The sequence below is a fragment of the Amycolatopsis sp. NPDC024027 genome (assembly GCF_040638975.1).
Lineage (GTDB): Bacteria > Actinomycetota > Actinomycetes > Mycobacteriales > Pseudonocardiaceae > Amycolatopsis.
The window spans coordinates 70,072-87,031 of sequence record NZ_JBEZYY010000014.1; the positions used below are offsets into that span (position 1 = coordinate 70,072).

At 72.0% G+C, this 16,960-nt stretch carries 20 protein-coding genes; 2 read left to right on the forward strand and 18 right to left on the reverse strand.

Annotated elements, in window-relative coordinates; genetic code table 11:
• From AB0F52_RS30345 to AB0F52_RS30395, 11 genes are all read right to left on the reverse strand, one after another.
• Complete coding sequence (locus AB0F52_RS30345; RefSeq protein ID WP_360178430.1) at positions 1–1,095, reverse strand: serpin family protein; 1,095 nt, start codon at positions 1,093–1,095, stop codon at positions 1–3.
• 181 nt (positions 1,096–1,276) lie between these two features.
• Positions 1,277–2,551, reverse strand: coding sequence for a deoxyguanosinetriphosphate triphosphohydrolase (locus tag AB0F52_RS30350; RefSeq protein WP_360178433.1), 1,275 nt, complete (start codon positions 2,549–2,551; stop codon positions 1,277–1,279).
• 32 nt (positions 2,552–2,583) lie between these two features.
• Positions 2,584–3,237: a YdcF family protein gene (locus AB0F52_RS30355; protein ID WP_360178436.1), complete on the reverse strand. Its 654-nt coding sequence runs from the start codon at positions 3,235–3,237 to the stop codon at positions 2,584–2,586.
• Between the two features lie 24 nt (positions 3,238–3,261).
• Positions 3,262–3,867 (reverse strand): response regulator transcription factor, encoded by a 606-nt coding sequence (locus tag AB0F52_RS30360; protein WP_360178439.1) that lies wholly within the window; start codon positions 3,865–3,867, stop codon positions 3,262–3,264.
• Entirely contained in the window at positions 3,864–5,069 is a 1,206-nt protein-coding gene (locus tag AB0F52_RS30365) for a sensor histidine kinase (RefSeq protein WP_360178442.1), read from the reverse strand. The genes AB0F52_RS30360 and AB0F52_RS30365 overlap by 4 nt, the downstream gene beginning before the upstream one ends.
• A 16-nt stretch (positions 5,070–5,085) precedes the next feature.
• Positions 5,086–5,826: an ABC transporter permease gene (locus AB0F52_RS30370; protein WP_360178445.1), complete on the reverse strand. Its 741-nt coding sequence runs from the start codon at positions 5,824–5,826 to the stop codon at positions 5,086–5,088.
• Positions 5,823–6,755, reverse strand: coding sequence for an ABC transporter ATP-binding protein (locus AB0F52_RS30375; RefSeq protein WP_360178448.1), 933 nt, complete (start codon positions 6,753–6,755; stop codon positions 5,823–5,825). The genes AB0F52_RS30370 and AB0F52_RS30375 overlap by 4 nt, the downstream gene beginning before the upstream one ends.
• Before the next feature lie 94 nt (positions 6,756–6,849).
• Positions 6,850–8,238, reverse strand: a complete 1,389-nt coding sequence (locus AB0F52_RS30380; RefSeq protein WP_103340869.1) for a glycine--tRNA ligase — start codon at positions 8,236–8,238, stop codon at positions 6,850–6,852.
• Between the two features lie 90 nt (positions 8,239–8,328).
• Positions 8,329–8,982 (reverse strand): class F sortase, encoded by a 654-nt coding sequence (locus AB0F52_RS30385; protein ID WP_360178451.1) that lies wholly within the window; start codon positions 8,980–8,982, stop codon positions 8,329–8,331.
• A gap of 79 nt (positions 8,983–9,061) precedes the next feature.
• Complete coding sequence (locus AB0F52_RS30390) at positions 9,062–9,703, reverse strand: class F sortase (RefSeq protein ID WP_360178454.1); 642 nt, start codon at positions 9,701–9,703, stop codon at positions 9,062–9,064.
• On the reverse strand, positions 9,704–10,792 hold the full coding sequence (locus tag AB0F52_RS30395) for a hypothetical protein (protein ID WP_360178457.1): 1,089 nt from the start codon (positions 10,790–10,792) through the stop codon (positions 9,704–9,706).
• Positions 10,793–11,067: 275 nt separating this feature from the next.
• On the opposite strand from AB0F52_RS30395, the gene AB0F52_RS30400 reads away from it, so the two are divergent.
• Positions 11,068–11,442, forward strand: a complete 375-nt coding sequence (locus AB0F52_RS30400; RefSeq protein ID WP_360178942.1) for a metalloregulator ArsR/SmtB family transcription factor — start codon at positions 11,068–11,070, stop codon at positions 11,440–11,442.
• The gene (locus AB0F52_RS30405) at positions 11,442–11,855 is read left to right on the forward strand and encodes a Fur family transcriptional regulator (protein WP_013228384.1); all 414 of its coding nucleotides are present in this window, start codon (positions 11,442–11,444) and stop codon (positions 11,853–11,855) included. Before AB0F52_RS30400 ends, AB0F52_RS30405 begins: the two co-directional genes overlap by 1 nt.
• Here AB0F52_RS30405 and AB0F52_RS30410 read toward each other — a convergent pair.
• From AB0F52_RS30410 to AB0F52_RS30440, 7 genes are all read right to left on the reverse strand, one after another.
• On the reverse strand, positions 11,852–12,154 hold the full coding sequence (locus AB0F52_RS30410) for a hypothetical protein (RefSeq protein ID WP_360178460.1): 303 nt from the start codon (positions 12,152–12,154) through the stop codon (positions 11,852–11,854). The genes AB0F52_RS30405 and AB0F52_RS30410 overlap by 4 nt on opposite strands.
• Before the next feature lie 245 nt (positions 12,155–12,399).
• Entirely contained in the window at positions 12,400–13,128 is a 729-nt protein-coding gene (locus AB0F52_RS30415) for a TIGR03943 family protein (protein WP_360178463.1), read from the reverse strand.
• The gene (locus tag AB0F52_RS30420) at positions 13,125–14,138 is read right to left on the reverse strand and encodes a permease (RefSeq protein ID WP_360178466.1); all 1,014 of its coding nucleotides are present in this window, start codon (positions 14,136–14,138) and stop codon (positions 13,125–13,127) included. Before AB0F52_RS30420 ends, AB0F52_RS30415 begins: the two co-directional genes overlap by 4 nt.
• Positions 14,139–14,258: 120 nt before the next feature.
• Positions 14,259–14,684 (reverse strand): hypothetical protein, encoded by a 426-nt coding sequence (locus AB0F52_RS30425; RefSeq protein WP_360178469.1) that lies wholly within the window; start codon positions 14,682–14,684, stop codon positions 14,259–14,261.
• Positions 14,681–15,493 (reverse strand): isoprenyl transferase, encoded by an 813-nt coding sequence (locus AB0F52_RS30430; protein ID WP_360178472.1) that lies wholly within the window; start codon positions 15,491–15,493, stop codon positions 14,681–14,683. The genes AB0F52_RS30425 and AB0F52_RS30430 overlap by 4 nt, the downstream gene beginning before the upstream one ends.
• 40 nt (positions 15,494–15,533) lie before the next feature.
• Positions 15,534–16,415 carry a DNA repair protein RecO gene (gene recO, locus AB0F52_RS30435; protein ID WP_360178475.1) on the reverse strand — a complete coding sequence of 294 codons (882 nt, stop codon included), beginning with the start codon at positions 16,413–16,415 and terminating at the stop codon, positions 15,534–15,536.
• Between the two features lie 61 nt (positions 16,416–16,476).
• Entirely contained in the window at positions 16,477–16,953 is a 477-nt protein-coding gene (locus AB0F52_RS30440) for a CD225/dispanin family protein (protein WP_199191489.1), read from the reverse strand.
• Between the last annotated feature and the right edge of the window lie 7 nt (positions 16,954–16,960).

A 16,960-nucleotide genomic window follows, 5' to 3' on the forward strand; every position in this document is an offset into this window, starting at 1 on the left:
TCACGGTTCGACCACCCTGGCGACGAAGTAGAGCGCCCCGGTCGCGGCGTGCCGGACCAGCAGCAGGAACGGCCGGTCCACCGTCACGGCGACCGGGTCGTCGATCATCATCGAGGTGAGGCGCATGACCAGCGCGGTGGCCGCGGCCCCCTCGAAGCCCTCTTCGTCGACGCGCAGCACGGCCTGGTGCAGCACCTCGGACACGGTCAGCCGCGGATCCGGCGAGAGCCCGGTCAGGTCGGCGCGGTCGGTGAAGATCGTCTGCACGCCGAGGCCGCGAAGCACGCCGGCAAGCTTGCTGGTCACGTCGAGCGAGACCTTGGGCAGCGAGAGTTCGACCTTCTTGGAGCGGATCTTGCCGAGCAGGCCCGTCAGGGTGGCGGCGTCGAGCCGGGTCTCCGCCTCGGCGAGGTCGCCGTCGGGCAGCAGCACGACGGCCTGCAGGCCACCGGCCGCGACGAGCTGCACCACCTGCCAGCCGCCGGTGTGCGCGTACCCGAGGCTTTCGCTGAGCCACATGGCCGGCACGTCCCGGGTGCCGGAGGGGGCGTGGAACGGCGCGTCGCTGGTGTTCGCCTCGCGGAACGGCAGCCTCCACGCGGCTTTCAGGTAAAGCGCGTTGACCAGCACGGCCGCGACGTCGGAGTCGATCGAACCGGGCGGCAGCAGCTGCGGGATCAGCCCCCGGGTGGTGTGCTCGACGTCGTCGTTGATCAGCGCACGAGCGGCCTCGGGCTCTTTTTCGAACGGCGCGCTCGCGACGGCGGCCCCGGGCCACTCGGCCAGTTCGGCCTTGAAGGAGTCCTCGAGCGGAAGGCGGTCGTCCGCCCACAGCGTGTTCGCGACGGCCAGCTCGGGCTGTTCCTTGCTGTGCGCCTCTTCGACGAGCTGGGCGGCCTCCCGCAGCAGGACGGTCTGCTCACCCGGGTCGCCGAGCAGCGCGACCAGCTCGTCCCGGGTCCGCCCCCGGGCGGCGAGGGCGGCGAGAGTCAGCGCACTGGCCACCGAATACGGCGAAAAGCAGGTGTTCCCGCCCCCGGCACCGAGGGCCGAGTGGACGGCGAGGGCGAACCGGAGGTGGCTGTCCGTGGCCATGCGGGCGAGAGTACCGGAACAGGACACCCCGTTGAGCGGCCGCGCGCAACTCCGGTCGTCCGTGACAAATCCCCCCGGCGGCGCCCCTGAGCCGAATGCCGGATCGCCGGACGCAGTGAATGACTCATTCCTGGCGTCGGATGACAGGAATGAGTCATTCACCGCAGCGCCAACCGGCCGCTCAGCGGTGGCGGCGGGTCACGTGCCAGGAGTACCAGACGTGGGCCTGGGCGTCGGTGAGGGAGGCGACCTGGTCGACCACCACCCGGAGCAGGGCGGCCTCGTCGGGGGCCGCGTTCCAGGCCGGGACGAACAGCGGGTCGAGGGCCTCCGGGGCCCGGCGCGCGAGGGCGTCGACCAGCTCGGCCAGCAGCTCGCGCTGGCCGTCCTGCACGGCCAGCCGGCGGCGGTCGCTCATCACGTACCGCAGGGCCAGCGCCTTCAGCAGCGCCACCTCCGCCGCCACCTGCTCCGGGACGCACAGGTTCGCCCGGTAGCGCCCCAGCGGCCCCTCGCCGAACTTCTCGCGCGTGCCGGTGACGGCCGCCGTGGTGAAGCGGCCGACCAGCTCGCTCGTCAGCCGCTTGAGCGCGACCTGGGCGCCCGGCGAACCGTCCGGCTCGGCCGACGCCAGTGCCGCCACCACCGGCAGCGCCAGCAGTTCCGCCGCCGCATCCTCCAAAGTGGACACCGACTGCCCGGAGAAGTGCTTGGCGGCGGCCTCGGCGACGGCCGCACGCTCGTCCGGGTGGGCGAGCACGCCCAGCTTGATCCGGCCGGCCAGCACCCCGTCCTCGACGTCGTGCACCGAGTACGCGACGTCGTCCGCCCAGTCCATGATCTGGGCCTCCAGGCACCGCTGCTCCGCCGGCGCCCCCGCACGGAACCACTCGAACACCGGGACGTCGTCGCCGTACACGCCGTACTTCCCCTGCCCCGGCCGGCGCGGCCACGGGTACTTCGTGGCCGCGTCCAGGCACGCGCGAGTCAGGTTGAGCCCCACCGGGTCACCCTCGTCGGACAGCAGCTTCGGCTCCAGCCGGGTGAGGATGCGCAACGTCTGCGCGTTGCCCTCGAACCCACCGCACGCGCTGGCCACCTCGTCGAGCGCGCGCTCGCCGTTGTGCCCGAACGGCGGGTGCCCGATGTCGTGCGCCAGCCCCGCGGTGTCCACCAGGTCCGGGTCGGCGCCCAGCTCGTCGGCGATGCCCCGGCCGATCTGGGCGACCTCCAGCGAGTGCGTCAGCCGGGTGCGCGGGACGCCGGTGATCTCGGCGCCCTCCCCCGGCCCGACCACCTGGGTCTTGCCGGCCAGCCGCCGCAGCGCGGCCGAGTGCAGCACGCGGGCGCGGTCGCGCGAGAACGCGCTGCGCCCGTCCGCCCGGGCGCCGGGCAGCGCCGCACCCTTCGCCGGCTCCGGCAGCAGGCGGGCGGTGTCGTGCTCGGTGTAGTCCACCCGACCAGCCTAAACGGGCCCACCGACAAACCTCAGCCCAGGAACGTGGCGAACAGGTCGTCGGCCGGGGTCTTGGTCAGCCGGTAGTACAGCAGCGCGCCGGTCTCCCGCACGATGTACCGCACCTGGGTGACGCGCTCCTGGACGATCGGCCCGCTGTGCGTCGGCGCGGTCCACGCGTCCAGGCCCAGGTCGCCGGCCATGGTCCGGGCGCGGAAGGAGTGCCACGGGTCGCTGACCAGCACCGCCGAGCGCCAGCCGCGGGCCTCGACCTGCTGGGAGACCGCGCGCAGGCTGCGCAGCGTGTCGCTGCCTTCGCCGACCGCGAGCGTCGCCGACGCCGGCACCCCGCGCCGGGTCAGCCACAGCTGGCCGGCCCGGGCCTCGGTGAAGTTGTCTTCGGCCTTCTTGCCGCCCGCGGTGACGATCGTCTTCGCGACGCCGGCGTCGTAGAGCTGCTTGGCCTTCGCCAGCCGGGCCGCGTAGATGTCCGACGGCTTGCCGTTGTACTGGGCCGCGCCCAGCACCACGATGACGTCGGCGGGGGTCCGGTCGTTCTCGCGGGCCACCTGCCAGACCCGGAACGCCGTGCCGCCGACGAGCGCCAGCAGCAGCAGGACCGTGCCGAAGGCGATCCGGCGCGCCCAGCTCACGAGCGACGGTTTGGTGCGTTCAGCGGTACCCATCCGGGTCATTCTTTCAGAACCGGCTCAGAGCCAGCCACGCTCCTCGGCGACGCGCACGGCTTCGGCCCGCGTCCGGGCGCCGGTCTTGCCGATCGCCGCGGACAGGTGGTTGCGGACGGTGCCTTCCGAAAGGTGCAGGGCGCGGGCCACGTCGGCCACCGTGCTGCCGTCCTTGGCCTCCCGCAGGACGTCCCGCTCCCGCCCGGTGAGCGGGCTGGCCCCGGTGGCGAGGGATTCCGCGGCCAGCGCCGGGTCCACCACGCGCAGTCCACTGTGGACTCGCCGGACGGCTTCGACGAGCTGCTCCGGCGGAGCGTCCTTGACGACGAACCCGGCCGCGCCCGCCGCCATCGCGCGGGCGAGGTAGCCGGGCCGGCCGAACGTCGTGCAGATGATCACCCGGCACGACGGCAGCGCGGCCCGCAGCTCGGCCGCGGCCTCCAGGCCGTCCTTGCCCGGCATCTGGACGTCCAGCAGGGCGACGTCCGGCTTGGCCTCACGCGCGGCGGCCACCACCTCGTCGCCGGAACCGACCTGCCCGACCACTTCGATGTCGTTCTCGAGGCCCAGCACGGTGGCCAGCGCCCCGCGGACCATGGCCTGGTCGTCGGCCAGCAGTACCCGGATCAAGCGAGTCCTCCCGCGGGTTCGGCGCGCACGGCCGGGGTGGCCGGGCTCGGTTCGGGCAGCGGGATCTCCGCCCGCACGAGCAATCCTCCCCCAGCCCGGACCGACGTCCGCAGCGCGCCCCCGACGGCGGCCAGCCGCTCGGAGAGCCCGCGCAGGCCGTTGCCCGCGACGACGTCGGTGGCGGTGCCGTCGTCCTCGATCTCCAGCCAGCTGTCACCCAGCCGCACGCGCACCCGCTTGGCCCCGGAGTGCCGCAGCACGTTCGTCACGGCTTCGCGCAGCACGTAGCCGAAAGTGGGCTGGAACTCCGGCCGGACGTTGTCGACGGCGTGCGGCAGGTCGGCGTCGATCTCCGCGGCCCGCAGCGCCGCGCGGGCGCCGACGAGCTCCGCGGACAGCGACACCTCGCGGTTCGCCGACACGGTCGCGCGGACGTCGGAGAGCGCGCTGCGGGTGAGGCTCTCGACTTCCCGGATCTCCTCGACGGCGCGCGGGATGTCGCCGGCGGTCTCCAGCACCCGCCGGGCCAGCCCCGCCTTGACGGTGATCGTGGTGAGGCTGTGCCCGAGCAGGTCGTGCAGGTCGCGGGCCAGTCGCTCCCGCTCGTTCGCCACGGCCAGCGTGGCGATCTCCTCGTTGGCCTGCTGCAACCGGCGGACCGCCCGGACCAGGCTGGACATGAAGAACATCGCCATCGTCACCGAACCGACGGTGATCAGGTCGCCGTAGTTGTCGCCGAACCGGCCGTCCAGCAGCAGGATCCCGGCGCCGAGCAGCAGCGCTGCGCCGTCGAGGACCACCACCCAGACCAGCGGCAGCAGGAACACCAGCGCCGCGGTGCCGTAGAGCATGACGAACGGGCTGGTGTCCGCCGCGGCGACCACGGTGAGGCCGAGGACGAGCATCCACGCGCTGTACGCGAACCGGAACGGGCGGCTGCGGTCGAATGCCACCGGGAAGAGCGCGTACGAGACAGCGACGCCGTAGACGAGCACCCACAGCACCACCACGCCGGGCGTCACCCGGTCCACGGCCAGCAGCCCCTTCGTCACCGGAATGAGGTAGGGCAGGGTGAACACGATCGACAGGACCGGCCACCGGAACTTGTCCGGCCCGCTATTGCCGCGGTTGACCGGCGGGTCCTCCCACCACGTTTCCTTCGTGCCCAGCCCGTACTTGCGGTTCACGTCGTCCTCGGCCATTTTCCCCTCCGGGCCCTCAGACGCGGGCGCTGTCCTTACGGTAACGCCTGATCACCAGCGCCCCGAGCACGACCGTCCACGCGCCGAGCACGCCCGCGGCCGTCGGCAGCGAGACCACCATGTCATTGGTCACCGCGGGCCGCGCCACCTGTAGCACCCAGTACGTCGGCATGATCTGGGCGACGTCGTGCATCCAGCCCGGCATCGTCTCGATCGGGATCCACAGCCCGCCGAGGAACCCCATGCCGAGCGTGACGAGCATGTTGATCGGCTGCATCGAGTCCGGCGTGCCGAACTGGCCGAGCAGCAGGCCCAGCAGCACCAGCGGGATCGTGCCGAGCCAGATGCCGGCGAAGATCCGGAACCAGCCGCCCGCGTCGACGTGCACCCCCTCGGCCAGCACGCCGAGCAGCGGCACGAGGATCAGCGCGGGCAGCCCCACGAGCATCCCGGAGATCCCCTTGCCCGCCAGGTAGCCGGTGCCGGTCAGCGGGGTCAGGCGCAGCTGCCGCTGCCAGCCGACGGCGCGTTCGAGGGCGAGCCGGGCGCCGCTGTTCGTCGCCGCGGCGAAGACGCCGAACGTCATCATGTTGACCATGATCACGGCCGCGATCCGCGTGTGGTCAGGGTCGCTCGCCTTCGTGAAGACGTTGGTCTGCAACAGGAACATCAGCACCGGGAACGCGACGACGAAGATCAGGAAGCGCGGCGCCCGGAAGTTCCGGCGGATCTCGGTGAGCAGGTAGGTGGCGTTCATCGCACGGGCTCCGCGGTCTCGTCGGCGGTCAGGGACAGGAAGGCGCCTTCGAGGCCGACGGCGCTGATTTCGACGTCGTGCACGGCCGGAACCGCGGCCTTGAGCGCCCACAGGGTGGCGTCGGAGTCGGCGCTGGAGATGGCGACGCGGTCGCCGCGCAGCTCGAACTCCTTGACGCCGGGCAGCGCGGCGATGACCGCGTCGGTGGCGCCCGGGACGGCCGCGCGCAGGGTGCGGCCGCCGGCCAGCGCGCGGACCTCGGCGACGCTGCCGTCGGCGACGATCCGGCCGCGGCGCATCAGCACCACCCGGTCGGCGAACTCCTCGGCTTCTTCGAGGTAGTGCGTGGCGAACAGGACCGTGCGCCCGGACTCGGTGAACGAGTACATCGACTGCCAGAACTCACGCCGGGTGCCGACGTCCATCGCCGCGGTCGGCTCGTCGAGGACGAGCAGGTCGGGGTTGCTGACCAGGGCCACCGCGAAGCGCACCCGCTGCTTCTGCCCGCCGGAGAGCTTGTTCGCGCGGCGGCCGGCCAGCTCCTCGACGCCGGCGGCGCGCAGGGCTTCGGCCACCGGCATCGGCCGGCGGTGCAGGCCTGCGACCATGCCGACGGTCTCCCCGACCGTCAGGTCGTCCATCAGGGCGCCGCCCTGCAGCATCGCGCCGATCAGGCCGGCGCGGACGGCGTCGATCGGCTTGCGCCCGAACACGCGCACTTCGCCGTCGCCGGGGCTGGTCAGGCCCAGGATCATGTCGACGGTGGTGGACTTGCCCGCGCCGTTCGGCCCGAGCAGGGCGACCACCTCGCCCGGGGCGATCGTCAGGTCGACGCCGTCGACCGCGTGGACTTCGCCGTAGTGCTTCCGCAGGCCGGTGAGGTGGATCGCGGCCCCCGCCGCCACCGCCTGGATGTCTGTTTCTCGCATGCCCCCAAGGCTGCCGCCCGGAAGGCCCGGGTCCCCAGATCGTGCGTCACGACCTGACCGTGACAGGTGTCAGGGGTACCCGGGCCCGGGTGGTTCAGCAGCCGACGAGGCGGCCCGCCAGGTAGGACTCCAGCTTGTCGATCGCGATCCGCTCCTGCGACATCGAGTCGCGCTCGCGCACCGTCACGGCCTGGTCCTCGAGCGAGTCGAAGTCGACCGTGACGCAGTACGGCGTGCCGATCTCGTCCTGGCGGCGGTAGCGGCGGCCGATCGCCTGGGCGTCGTCGAAGTCGACGTTCCAGTGCTTGCGCAGGGTGGCCGCGACTTCCTTGGCCTTCGGGGTCAGGTCGGCGTTGCGCGACAGCGGCAGCACCGCGACCTTGAACGGCGAAAGCCGCGGGTCGAGCTTCAGCACGACGCGGGTGTCGGTGCCGCCCTTGGCGTTCGGCACCTCTTCCTCGACGTAGGAATCCACCAGGAACGCCATCATCGAGCGGCCGACACCCGCCGCCGGCTCGATGACGAACGGCCGGTACCGCTGGCCCGAGGCCTGGTCGAAGAACGACAGGTCCTGGCCCGAGTGGTTCGAGTGCGTCGTCAGGTCGAAGTCGGTGCGGTTCGCGATGCCCTCGAGCTCGCCCCACTCCTGGCCCGCGTTGAACGCGAACCGGTACTCGATGTCGACGGTGCGCTTCGCGTAGTGCGAGAGCTTTTCCTTCGGGTGCTCGAAGTGACGCAGGTTCTCGGCCTTGATGCCGAGGTCCTTGTACCACTCGGTGCGCTGGTCGATCCAGTACTGGTGCCAGGTCTCGTCCTCGCCCGGCTCGACGAAGAACTCCATCTCCATCTGCTCGAACTCGCGCGTCCGGAAGATGAAGTTGCCCGGCGTGATCTCGTTGCGGAAGGACTTGCCGATCTGGCCGATGCCGAACGGCGGCTTCTTCCGCGACGTCGTCTGGACGTTGGAGAAGTTCACGAAGATGCCCTGCGCGGTCTCCGGGCGGAGGTAGTGCAGGCCCTCTTCGGACTCGACCGGGCCGAGGTAGGTCTTCAGCATCATGTTGAAGTCCCGCGGCGGGGTGTACTTGCCGCGCGTGCCGCAGTTCGGGCACGGCACCTCGGACAGGTCGTCCTCGCTGGTCTCCTTGCCGGTGCGCGCCGCGAACTCCTCGGCGAGCTGGTCGGCGCGGAACCGCTTGTGGCACGACAGGCACTCGATCAGCGGGTCGGTGAACACGTTGACGTGGCCCGACGCGACCCAGACCTCACGCGGCAGGATCACCGACGAGTCGAGGCCGACGACGTCGTCGCGGCCCTGGACGACGGTCTTCCACCACTGGCGCTTGATGTTGTCCTTGAGCTCGACCCCGAGCGGCCCGTAGTCCCACGCAGAGCGGGTGCCGCCGTAGATCTCTCCGCTGGCGAAGACGAAACCACGGCGTTTGCACAGGCTGATGATCTTCTCAATGGTGTTCGTGGGCACTCCACGCTCCGAAAAGCTTGCGGGGACGGTTCATCGGACTAGAACGTCAAGGGTATCCGCCGGGGCCCACTCCTTTACGCGCAGGTGAGCCTACGGCCGCGCCACCAGCGACGCCGTCACGACGCGGTTGTCCTCGTACCCCTCGCTGCCGCCGACGTACTCGCCGCCGCAGGTGACGAGCAGCAGCTTGTGCGGGCCGTCGGGGTCGAACAGCTGCTCCGACCGGCCGGCGAGATCCGTCTTGTGCACGGTCTCGGCGGACTCGATCCGGTAGACCCACGCGCCGCCCGCGGCGTCGGTCAGCTTGACGTCCTGCCCCTGCTTGACCTGCCAGAGCTCGTTGAACGGGCCCTTCTTGCCCTTCCAGTTCACGTGCCCGGACAGCAGCGCGACGCCGTGGTCGGCGCCCAGCTGCGCGCCCCACCAGGCCGCCTCGTCGAGGCCCTCCGGGATCTTCAGCGCGCCGGCGGCGTCGAGGTCCTCCTGGATCAGCTTCGCGGTGCCGCCGCCGGGCAGGGACAGCTGCGCGGGCGCCTTGCCGGTGGCCTGCGGAGCGCCTTGCGGGGCCGGCTGGTTCGCGGCCGGGACGGGCCCACCGGTGCCGTTCGCGACGGCGGGTTCATCCTTTCCGGTGAACACGAGCAGGGTCGCGACGAGCGCCGCGACCACGAACGCCCCCGCGACGCCAACGATCCACCAGCGCCCGGAGCCCTTCTTCGGCTCCGCCGGGTTCCGCTCCTGCATGGGTTCTGCTCCTTCGCTGTCGTGGCCAGTGCACGGACAGGCATGCCGCGAAGGGCGCCGGAGGTTGCAGCGAACTCGATCAGCCGGTGGGGCGCGTCACCAGCTCGGCCGTGACCAGGCGGTTCTCGTCGTAGCCTTCGGTGCCGCCGACGTAGTCGCCGCCGCAGGTGACCAGCACCAGCCGGTGCGGCCCGTCCTGCCCGAACCACCGCCCGGCCTGGGACGGCAGCGTCTCCTTCGGCAGCGTGACGACGTCGTGGACGCGATAGACCCACCGGCCGCCGCGCGCGTCGACCACGCTGACCTCGTCGCCGGCCCGCATGCGCCACAGCTCGTCGAACGGCCCGCGCCGGCCCTCCCAGTTCACGTGCCCGGACAGCAGGGCCGCACCGCGGGCCGCGCCGAGCTTGGCGCCCCACCAGGCGGCGTCGCCGAGGCCGCGCGGGATCGGCAGCACACCCGTGCCGGTGAGCTCGGTGCGGACCAGGCGGGCGGTGGCGCCGCCGGGCAGCCGGACCGTGCCCGGCCGCTGCTGCGCCACGGACTCGCTGTCCGCCGGGAGCACGGCCGGAGCCGCGTTCTCACCCGGCAGCGTGCCGGGCGGGGGTGCCGCCGCCGACGGCGCGACCGCCGGCGGCAGCCAGGTCAGCACGACGATCCCGGCCGCGAAGGCGGCCACCGCCAGCGCGGCCGAGACGGCGGCCAGCGCGGTGCGCAGCACTTAATCCGACCCGGTCTTGCGCCGCCGGCCCAGCAGCAGGGCGACCGCGGCGAAGAAGACCCCGCCGAAGAGCAGGCCGATGCCGAACGGCACGCGGGAGCCGTCACCGTCGGTGGCCGGCGCGGCCGCGCCCAGGTAACCGGCCGGGACCTGGGTCGGCACGGCGGCCTGCGTGGCGGTCGGGCCGCCCGCGGGGGCGGCAGCCTTCGCGACGAACCCCTTCGGCACCGAGCAGCTGACCCCGCCGAGCACGATGCTGGTCCGCACGTCCTGCAGCGCGCCACCCTGCGCGTCCTTGACGTGGGTGGTGATCTCGACCCGCCAGCCGGCGACGGCGGTGTGGTCGCCCCCGCGCCAGCCGTCCTGGCGGATCAGCTGGTCGAACGCGGCGACGCGGGTCAGCTTGAGGTCGGAGACCGTGGTCGCCCGGTCGGCGTTGGTGATGTCGCCGGGCGGGCCGAGCCGCAGGTTCTTCAGCTGCAGCCCGGCGTCGCCGCCCGGCACCGGGACGATGCCGAGCGCACCGCCGGCCTGGCGCACCCACAGCCGGGCGACCGACGAGGTGGCGGAGAGCTTCGCCGGGCCGGTGCAGTCCACCGCCGTCTTGGCGCCTTCCAGGACGAGCACGGTGTTGGCGGCCGGTTCGGTGCCGCCCTGCCAGTTGTCCCGCAGCGCGTAGTTCGTCTCCGCGGCGGCGGTGGGCACGGTCGTGGCCAGCAACGCGGCGAAGACGTTGTGATCCCGGCTCGCGATCCCCGGCGGGTACGGGTTCTGTGACGCGCTGTAACGGCCGAGGTCGATCTGGTAGTGCCCGCCGAAGGTCGCGCGCTCGCCGTCGTCCTTGGGGACCGAGACGCGGTCCGCGCCGAGCTTCGACTGGCCGGGCAGCAGCGGGGAGCGTTGCGTTTCGGTGATCAGGGCGCCGCCGCGCTGGCCTTCGTCGCCGATCCGCACCGAGGCGATGTTCGCGAACGAGACCGGGCCGGTCTTCTCGTCGACGGCCTGGGTCTGCGCCCCCGCGACCCCCACGCCGACCAGCGGGAACACCGCGGCCGCCAGGGCGGCTGCCTTCGTCACGAAACGCGTCATGTCTCCCCACTGCTCTGCTCGGGCGGCTCGCCGTCGTCCGGGAAACGGCAAAACGCTCCGCGACAACCTTGCACCGTCGGCCACGACATGCGAAGCCGCAGGGCCAATATCCCACGAACTCACCCGAATGGGTTAATACGACCGGCCGTACCGCGCAGCTCGGCGCCGAGACGGGGGTCCCGGACGGGGGAACACTAGGATGGGCCGCACCGTTATCGGCAATGACTACGGAATTCATGGTCGCAGGCGGCGTGACGAGCAGCGTGGAGGCGGGAATGGCGACGGTGACCGGGAGTGGCGCCCAGCCGGGGCTCGCGGACTGCAGCCCGGCGGCGGAGGCGTCTCCGGCACCGCCCGCCCACCCCCCGCAGTCGGTGCTGACCGACGCGGGCGACCTGCTGCGCGCGCTGGCGGCACCGGTCCGGATCGCGATCGTGCTGCAGCTGCGGGCGGCCGACCGGTGCGTGCACGAGCTGGTGGACGCCCTCGACGTCGCCCAGCCGCTGATCAGCCAGCACCTGCGGGTGCTGAAGACGGCCGGGGTGGTCCAGGGCGAGCGCCGCGGCCGCGAGGTCGTCTACCGGCTCGCCGACGACCACCTGGCGCACATCGTGGTCGACGCCGTCGCCCACGTGCAGGAAGGAAAGTGATGAGCACCGCCGCGTCGCGCAGCCAGGCCCCGGTCCCCGGGCGCCGATCCACCCGGCAGCGGTCCGCGGTCGTCGAGCTGCTGAGCACGATCGACGACTTCCGTTCGGCCCAGGAACTCCACGACGAGCTGCGCAAGCGCGGCGACGGAATCGGCCTGACGACGGTGTACCGCACGCTGCAGTCGCTGTCGGAGGCGGGCGAGATCGACGTGCTCCGCACCGATTCGGGCGAGGCGATCTACCGGCGGTGTTCGGCGCACCACCACCATCACCTGGTGTGCCGCCTCTGCGGCCGGACGGTGGAGGTCGAAGGACCGGCGGTGGAGCGCTGGGCGGAGAAGATCGCGGCCGAGCACGGCTTTTCGGAGATCTCCCACACGGTCGAGATCACCGGCACCTGCGCCGAGCACTAGTGCGGCGGGGTGGTCCCCTGCCGGTCCGGCGCGGCCTCCCCCGTGCACGGGAGTTCGCCGGGCTGGACCTGGGCCCACGAGGGACGCCACACCAGCGTGGTGCCGTTCACCCGTGAGCCCAGCAGGCAGTCGATCCCGCCGGTCGACAACGCGGCGAGCACGTCGTTCCCGGTCGCGGACGCGAGGTTGGTTTCGAGCGCCTTCCGCGCATATCCGGCCGCCGAAGTCCGCGGCGGGGAATCGATCTCCCCGGCCACCTGCTTGGCGACCCGGTCGGTCTCCGTGTCCCCGGCGCGCACGCGAACAGCACCGCCGCACAAAGCAAAAAAGGCAGCCCACCCCGACAACCCTCGCCGATCAAGGCTACCCGCGGCGTACCGCAACGGACGACACGCGCACCTGGACGGACGACACGCGAACCTGGAAAGCGAACTCGCGTACCCAGCCGGACGACACGACCCCGTGCACGGCCGGGTCGTGTCGTCCGGCTGCGTACGCGTGTCGTCCAGCTGGGTACGCGAACCGGCTGGCTGGGTACGCGAAGTCAGTACTCGTAGGGGTCTTTGGGGGTGGGGACCGGGGTTAGCGAGGTGGGGGTGAAGTCCGGGGTGTAGCTGTTGTCCTTCGTTGCCGTGCCCGGGACCACCTCGCCCGTCACCTGGATCCAGGCGTCGCTCGGCAGGTGGTCCGCCGCGCCGCCGCGGAGGCGGACCGTCACCGGGAACGCGTCCGCCGCGCAGCAGCTGATCACCAAGCGGGCCAGCAGCGTGCTGCCGTCGGTGTGGACCACGAATCCCGTCAGGGAAACCGTCCGGCCGTTCAGGGTGCCCGCCGAATCCCAGCCCGCGCGGCTGACGAACTCGTTCACCGTCAACGCCACCGCGTTCCCCGCCGGCAACGGCGGGAACGCGGCCGCGTCGGCCACCGCCGCGCTCGCCGGGACGCGGGCCTCCGTGCGGATCACCGAGTCCGCGCCCAGTGCCGGTGGCGCGACCAGGAACACCGCCAGCACCGGCACCAGCAGCAGCCACGCCGGGCGCGCCGAGTGCGCGTGGCCGTCGTGCTCGGCGTGCTCCGCCGGAACGACCCGCCGCGACGCCACCAGGTCGCGCACGATCGCGACCGCGCCCAACAGCACCATCACCGCGCCGCCCGCGACGATCCACGGCTGCTGCGCCGGCTTCACGTACCGCAGGTAGTCGCCGTTGACCGCGATCTTGACCAGCGCGCCGCCGAGCAGGATCAGCAGGATGTTCTGGGTTTCCCGTTTCACGCGACCCCCACCAGGAAGGCGGCCCCGAGCGCGCAGGCCACCGCCACCACGAACGTCACCGGCGCGAACCGCACCGCGAACGACCGGCCGAACGTGCCCGCCTGCAACGCGAACAGCTTGACGTCGATCGCCGGGCCGACGACCAGGAACACCAGCTTCGGCAGCAGCGGCAACGCCGTCAGCGACGCCGCGACGAACGCGTCCGCCTCGCTGCACAGCGCCAGCACCACCGCCAGCACCGCCATCACCACGACGCCCAGCACGAGCTGGTCGCCCAGCACGCCGAACCACTTCGCCGGCACCAAGACGTTCAACGCCGACGAGATCAACGCCCCCAGCACCAGGAAACCGCCCGCCTCGACCAAGTCCGTCCGCGCGGTCTCGGCGAACACCCGCCACCGCTGACCGCCCGCCACCTCCGGGAGACGCCGGAGCGCGCGCGAAGCGATCCACTCGAGCTTGCCCCAGCGGGCCCACAGCCAGCCCATCACCATCGCCGTGGCGAGCGAGCCGGCGAACCGCGCCAGCACCATCTCCGGCTTGCCGGGGAACGCGACCGCGGTCGCCACCAGCACCACCGGGTTCACCGCGGGCGCGGCGAGGAGGAACGTCAGCGCCGCGGCCGGCGCCACGCCCTGTCCCATCAGCCGCCGCGCCACCGGCACCGAAGCGCATTCACACCCCGGCAGTGCGACCCCGGCCAGCCCGGCGACGCCGACGGCCGCCCCGGCCCGCCGCGGCAGCACCTTCTCCAGCACGCGGGCGGGCACGAACGCGGCGATGGCCCCGCTGATCAGCACGCCCAGCACGAGGAACGGCAGCGCCTGCACGCAGACGGCGACGAACACGGTCGAGCCGGTCCGGAGTGCGGGCACGTCGAACAGGTCCTGCAGCCAGCCCTGGCCGAGGATCGCGATCAGCAGGATCGCGCACAGCACTTCGACCGAGCTGATCCGGAACCGGCGCGTGCGCCGGCCGGGCTCGGCCGCGGTGTCGGAAACGATGTTCACGAAGGCGATGATGCCAGTACCGGCCGGCACGACGGGACCCGCACGGTCCGCGAACGGAGGATCACGGTCCGTTTCGGGCCCTGATCCTCCGTTCGCGGCGGAAAGTCCACCCCGGACGGGTCAGTCGCCGGGCACGATCCCGGGCAAATCGGTCCGCAGCTGCGAAGCCGTCGACACGACCAGCATCAGCAACGTGCCGAGCGCCGGCGCGTCCAGCCCGGCCGCCGGGAACGCGTACCGCAGCGTCACGTCGACCCCGTTGTCCGAATGCCCGATCCCGAGCGTCCCGAACAGCCCCTGCCCCGCCCGCTCGGCGACGGCGATCGACAGCTCCGGCGCGTCGGCCAAGTCCCAGCCGACCACGCAGGTCAGGGTGAGCACCGTGAGGCCCTCGCCGAGCCGGGTCGCCTGGATCACGCACGGGACGCCGCCGTGGGAGAACGTCAGCGCGCCGTCGTCGTCGACGTGGACCTCGAGGTAGCGCTCGAGGGACTCCTTCGCCTGCGTCAGCAGCTCCGCGGTCTCGGCCGCTTCGGTCGCGCTCATGACGAAGCCTGGTCGACCGCGCCGCCGAAACGGCGATCCCGCTTCGCGAATTCCAGGCAGGCCCGCCACAGGTGGGTCCGGTCGAAGTCCGGGAACAGCGTGTCCTGGTAGACCATCTCGGCGTAGGCCGACTGCCACAGCAGGAAGTTCGACGTCCGCTGCTCGCCCGAAGGCCGCAGGAACAGGTCCACGTCCGGCATGTCCGGCTGGTACAGGTACTTCCCGATGGTCTTCTCGTTGACCTTGTCGGGGTTCAGCTTCCCGGCGGCGACGTCCTGCGCGATCCGCTGCATGGCGTCACCCAGCTCGGCACGGCCGCCGTAGTTGACGCACATGGTCATGTTCAGCGCCGTGTTGTGCTTGGTCTTCTCTTCGGCCGCCTGCAGTTCCTTGATGACCGACGCCCACAGCTTGGGACGCCGCCCCGCCCAGCGGATGCGCACGCCGATCGAGCCGAGGTAGTCGACCTGGCGGCGGATGGTGTCGCGGTTGAAGCCCATCAGGAACCGCACCTCTTCGGGGCTGCGCTTCCAGTTCTCGGTCGAGAACGCGTACACCGAGAGCCACTTGACGCCGATTTCGACGGCCCCGGCGGCGACGTCGATCATCACCGCTTCGCCGCGCTTGTGGCCCTCGATCCGCGGCAGGCCGCGCTGGTTGGCCCAGCGGCCGTTGCCGTCCATCACGAGCGCGACGTGCTTGGGCACCAGCTCGCGCGGGATCTCCGGCGGTTTCGCGCCCGACGGGTGCGGATCCGGGGCCCGCAGCTCGTATCGCGACGCCTTGTTCTCGCGTCCCCTGCGCAGCACTGCGAGCCTCCCTGGATGGGTGAACCGATCAGGCCCGACCCTACTGCCCGGGCAGTACCTGTCTTTCGGGGGTGGCGGAGCCCCGGGCCTGGGGCGAAGCCCCAGCTGTCACCGCCTGTCCTTCGGGGGTCCGGGTGGCGGAGCCCCCGGCCTGGGGCGAAGCCCCGGATGTCACCGTGCTCTCCCGGGGGCGGCGCTCGACCAGGGGCAACGACCGCAGCTGCCGCTCCAGGTGCCACTGCAGGTGCGCCGCGACCAGCCCGCTCGCGTCGCGGCGGGTGCCGGGCAGGGTCGACTCCGCCAGCGGCCATTCGCCGTGCAGCAGGGCGGTGAGCAGGGCCAGGACCTCGGGGGCGGGGTGCACGCAGCCGGCGATCCGGCAGTCCTGGCACATCGAGCCACCCGCGGCGACGCTGAACGCCTTGTGCGGGCCGGGCAGGCCGCAGCGGGCGCATTCGGTGAGCGCGGGCGCCCAGCCGGCGTAGGACATCGCGCGGAGGAAGAACGCGTCGAGCACCAGGGAAGAGTCACGCGTCCCGTCGGCCAGCGCCCGCAGCGCGCCGACGACGAGGAGGTACAGCTTGAGCACCGGCTCGCCCTCTTCGGCCGAGAGCCGGTCCGCGGTTTCGGCGATCGCGCTGGCCGCGGTGTAGCTCTGGTAGTCGGCGACCAGCGGCACCTGGAAGGCGTCGACGGTCTCGACCTGGGTGATGACGTCGAGCGTTCGTCCGGTGTAGAACTGCACGTCGACGTGGCCGAACGGCTCCAGCCGGGCCCCGAAGCGCGACGAGGTGCGCCGCACGCCCTTCGCCACGGCGCGCACCTTGCCGTGCCGCCGGGTCAGCAGGGTGACGATCCGGTCGGCCTCACCCAGCTTGTGCGTGCGCAACACCACCCCGGTGTCGCGGTAGAGGTTCACCACCCCGACATCGTCCCACTCTCGGGCGATGCCGGGGTGGAGCGCCCCGCGGAAGCGGCCGGTGTCAGGAGACGCCGTACGCGATCAGCGGGACCAGGAACGCGAACAGGAACAGGACGCAGCCGAGGCCGCCCAGGATCGAGGAGACCAGGCACAGCGTCTTGGTCGTCCGCGACGCCTGCTCCGCCATCATGTAGTTGCCCTGCATCTTGTACGTGCCGACCTCGTTGGACTTCATGATGGCGAAGATGCCCAGGATGAGGCCACCGAGGAAGAGCGAGGCGATCGCCCAGCCCTTGTAGTCCTTGATCTGGTTGATGTCGCCACCACCGGGCATGCCGTAGCCCGGGGCACCGTAACCGGGCGCGCCGAAGCCGCCGGTGGGCGGCTGCCCGTACGGCGCGGGCTGTCCGTACGGCGCGGGCTGGCCATACGGCGCCGGCTGGCCGTACGGCGCGGGCACACCGCCGGACGGCGGGCCGTAACCCGGCTGCTGCGGCTGCTGGCCGTAGGGCTGCTGCTGGCCGTAGGGATTGGTCATGACGTTG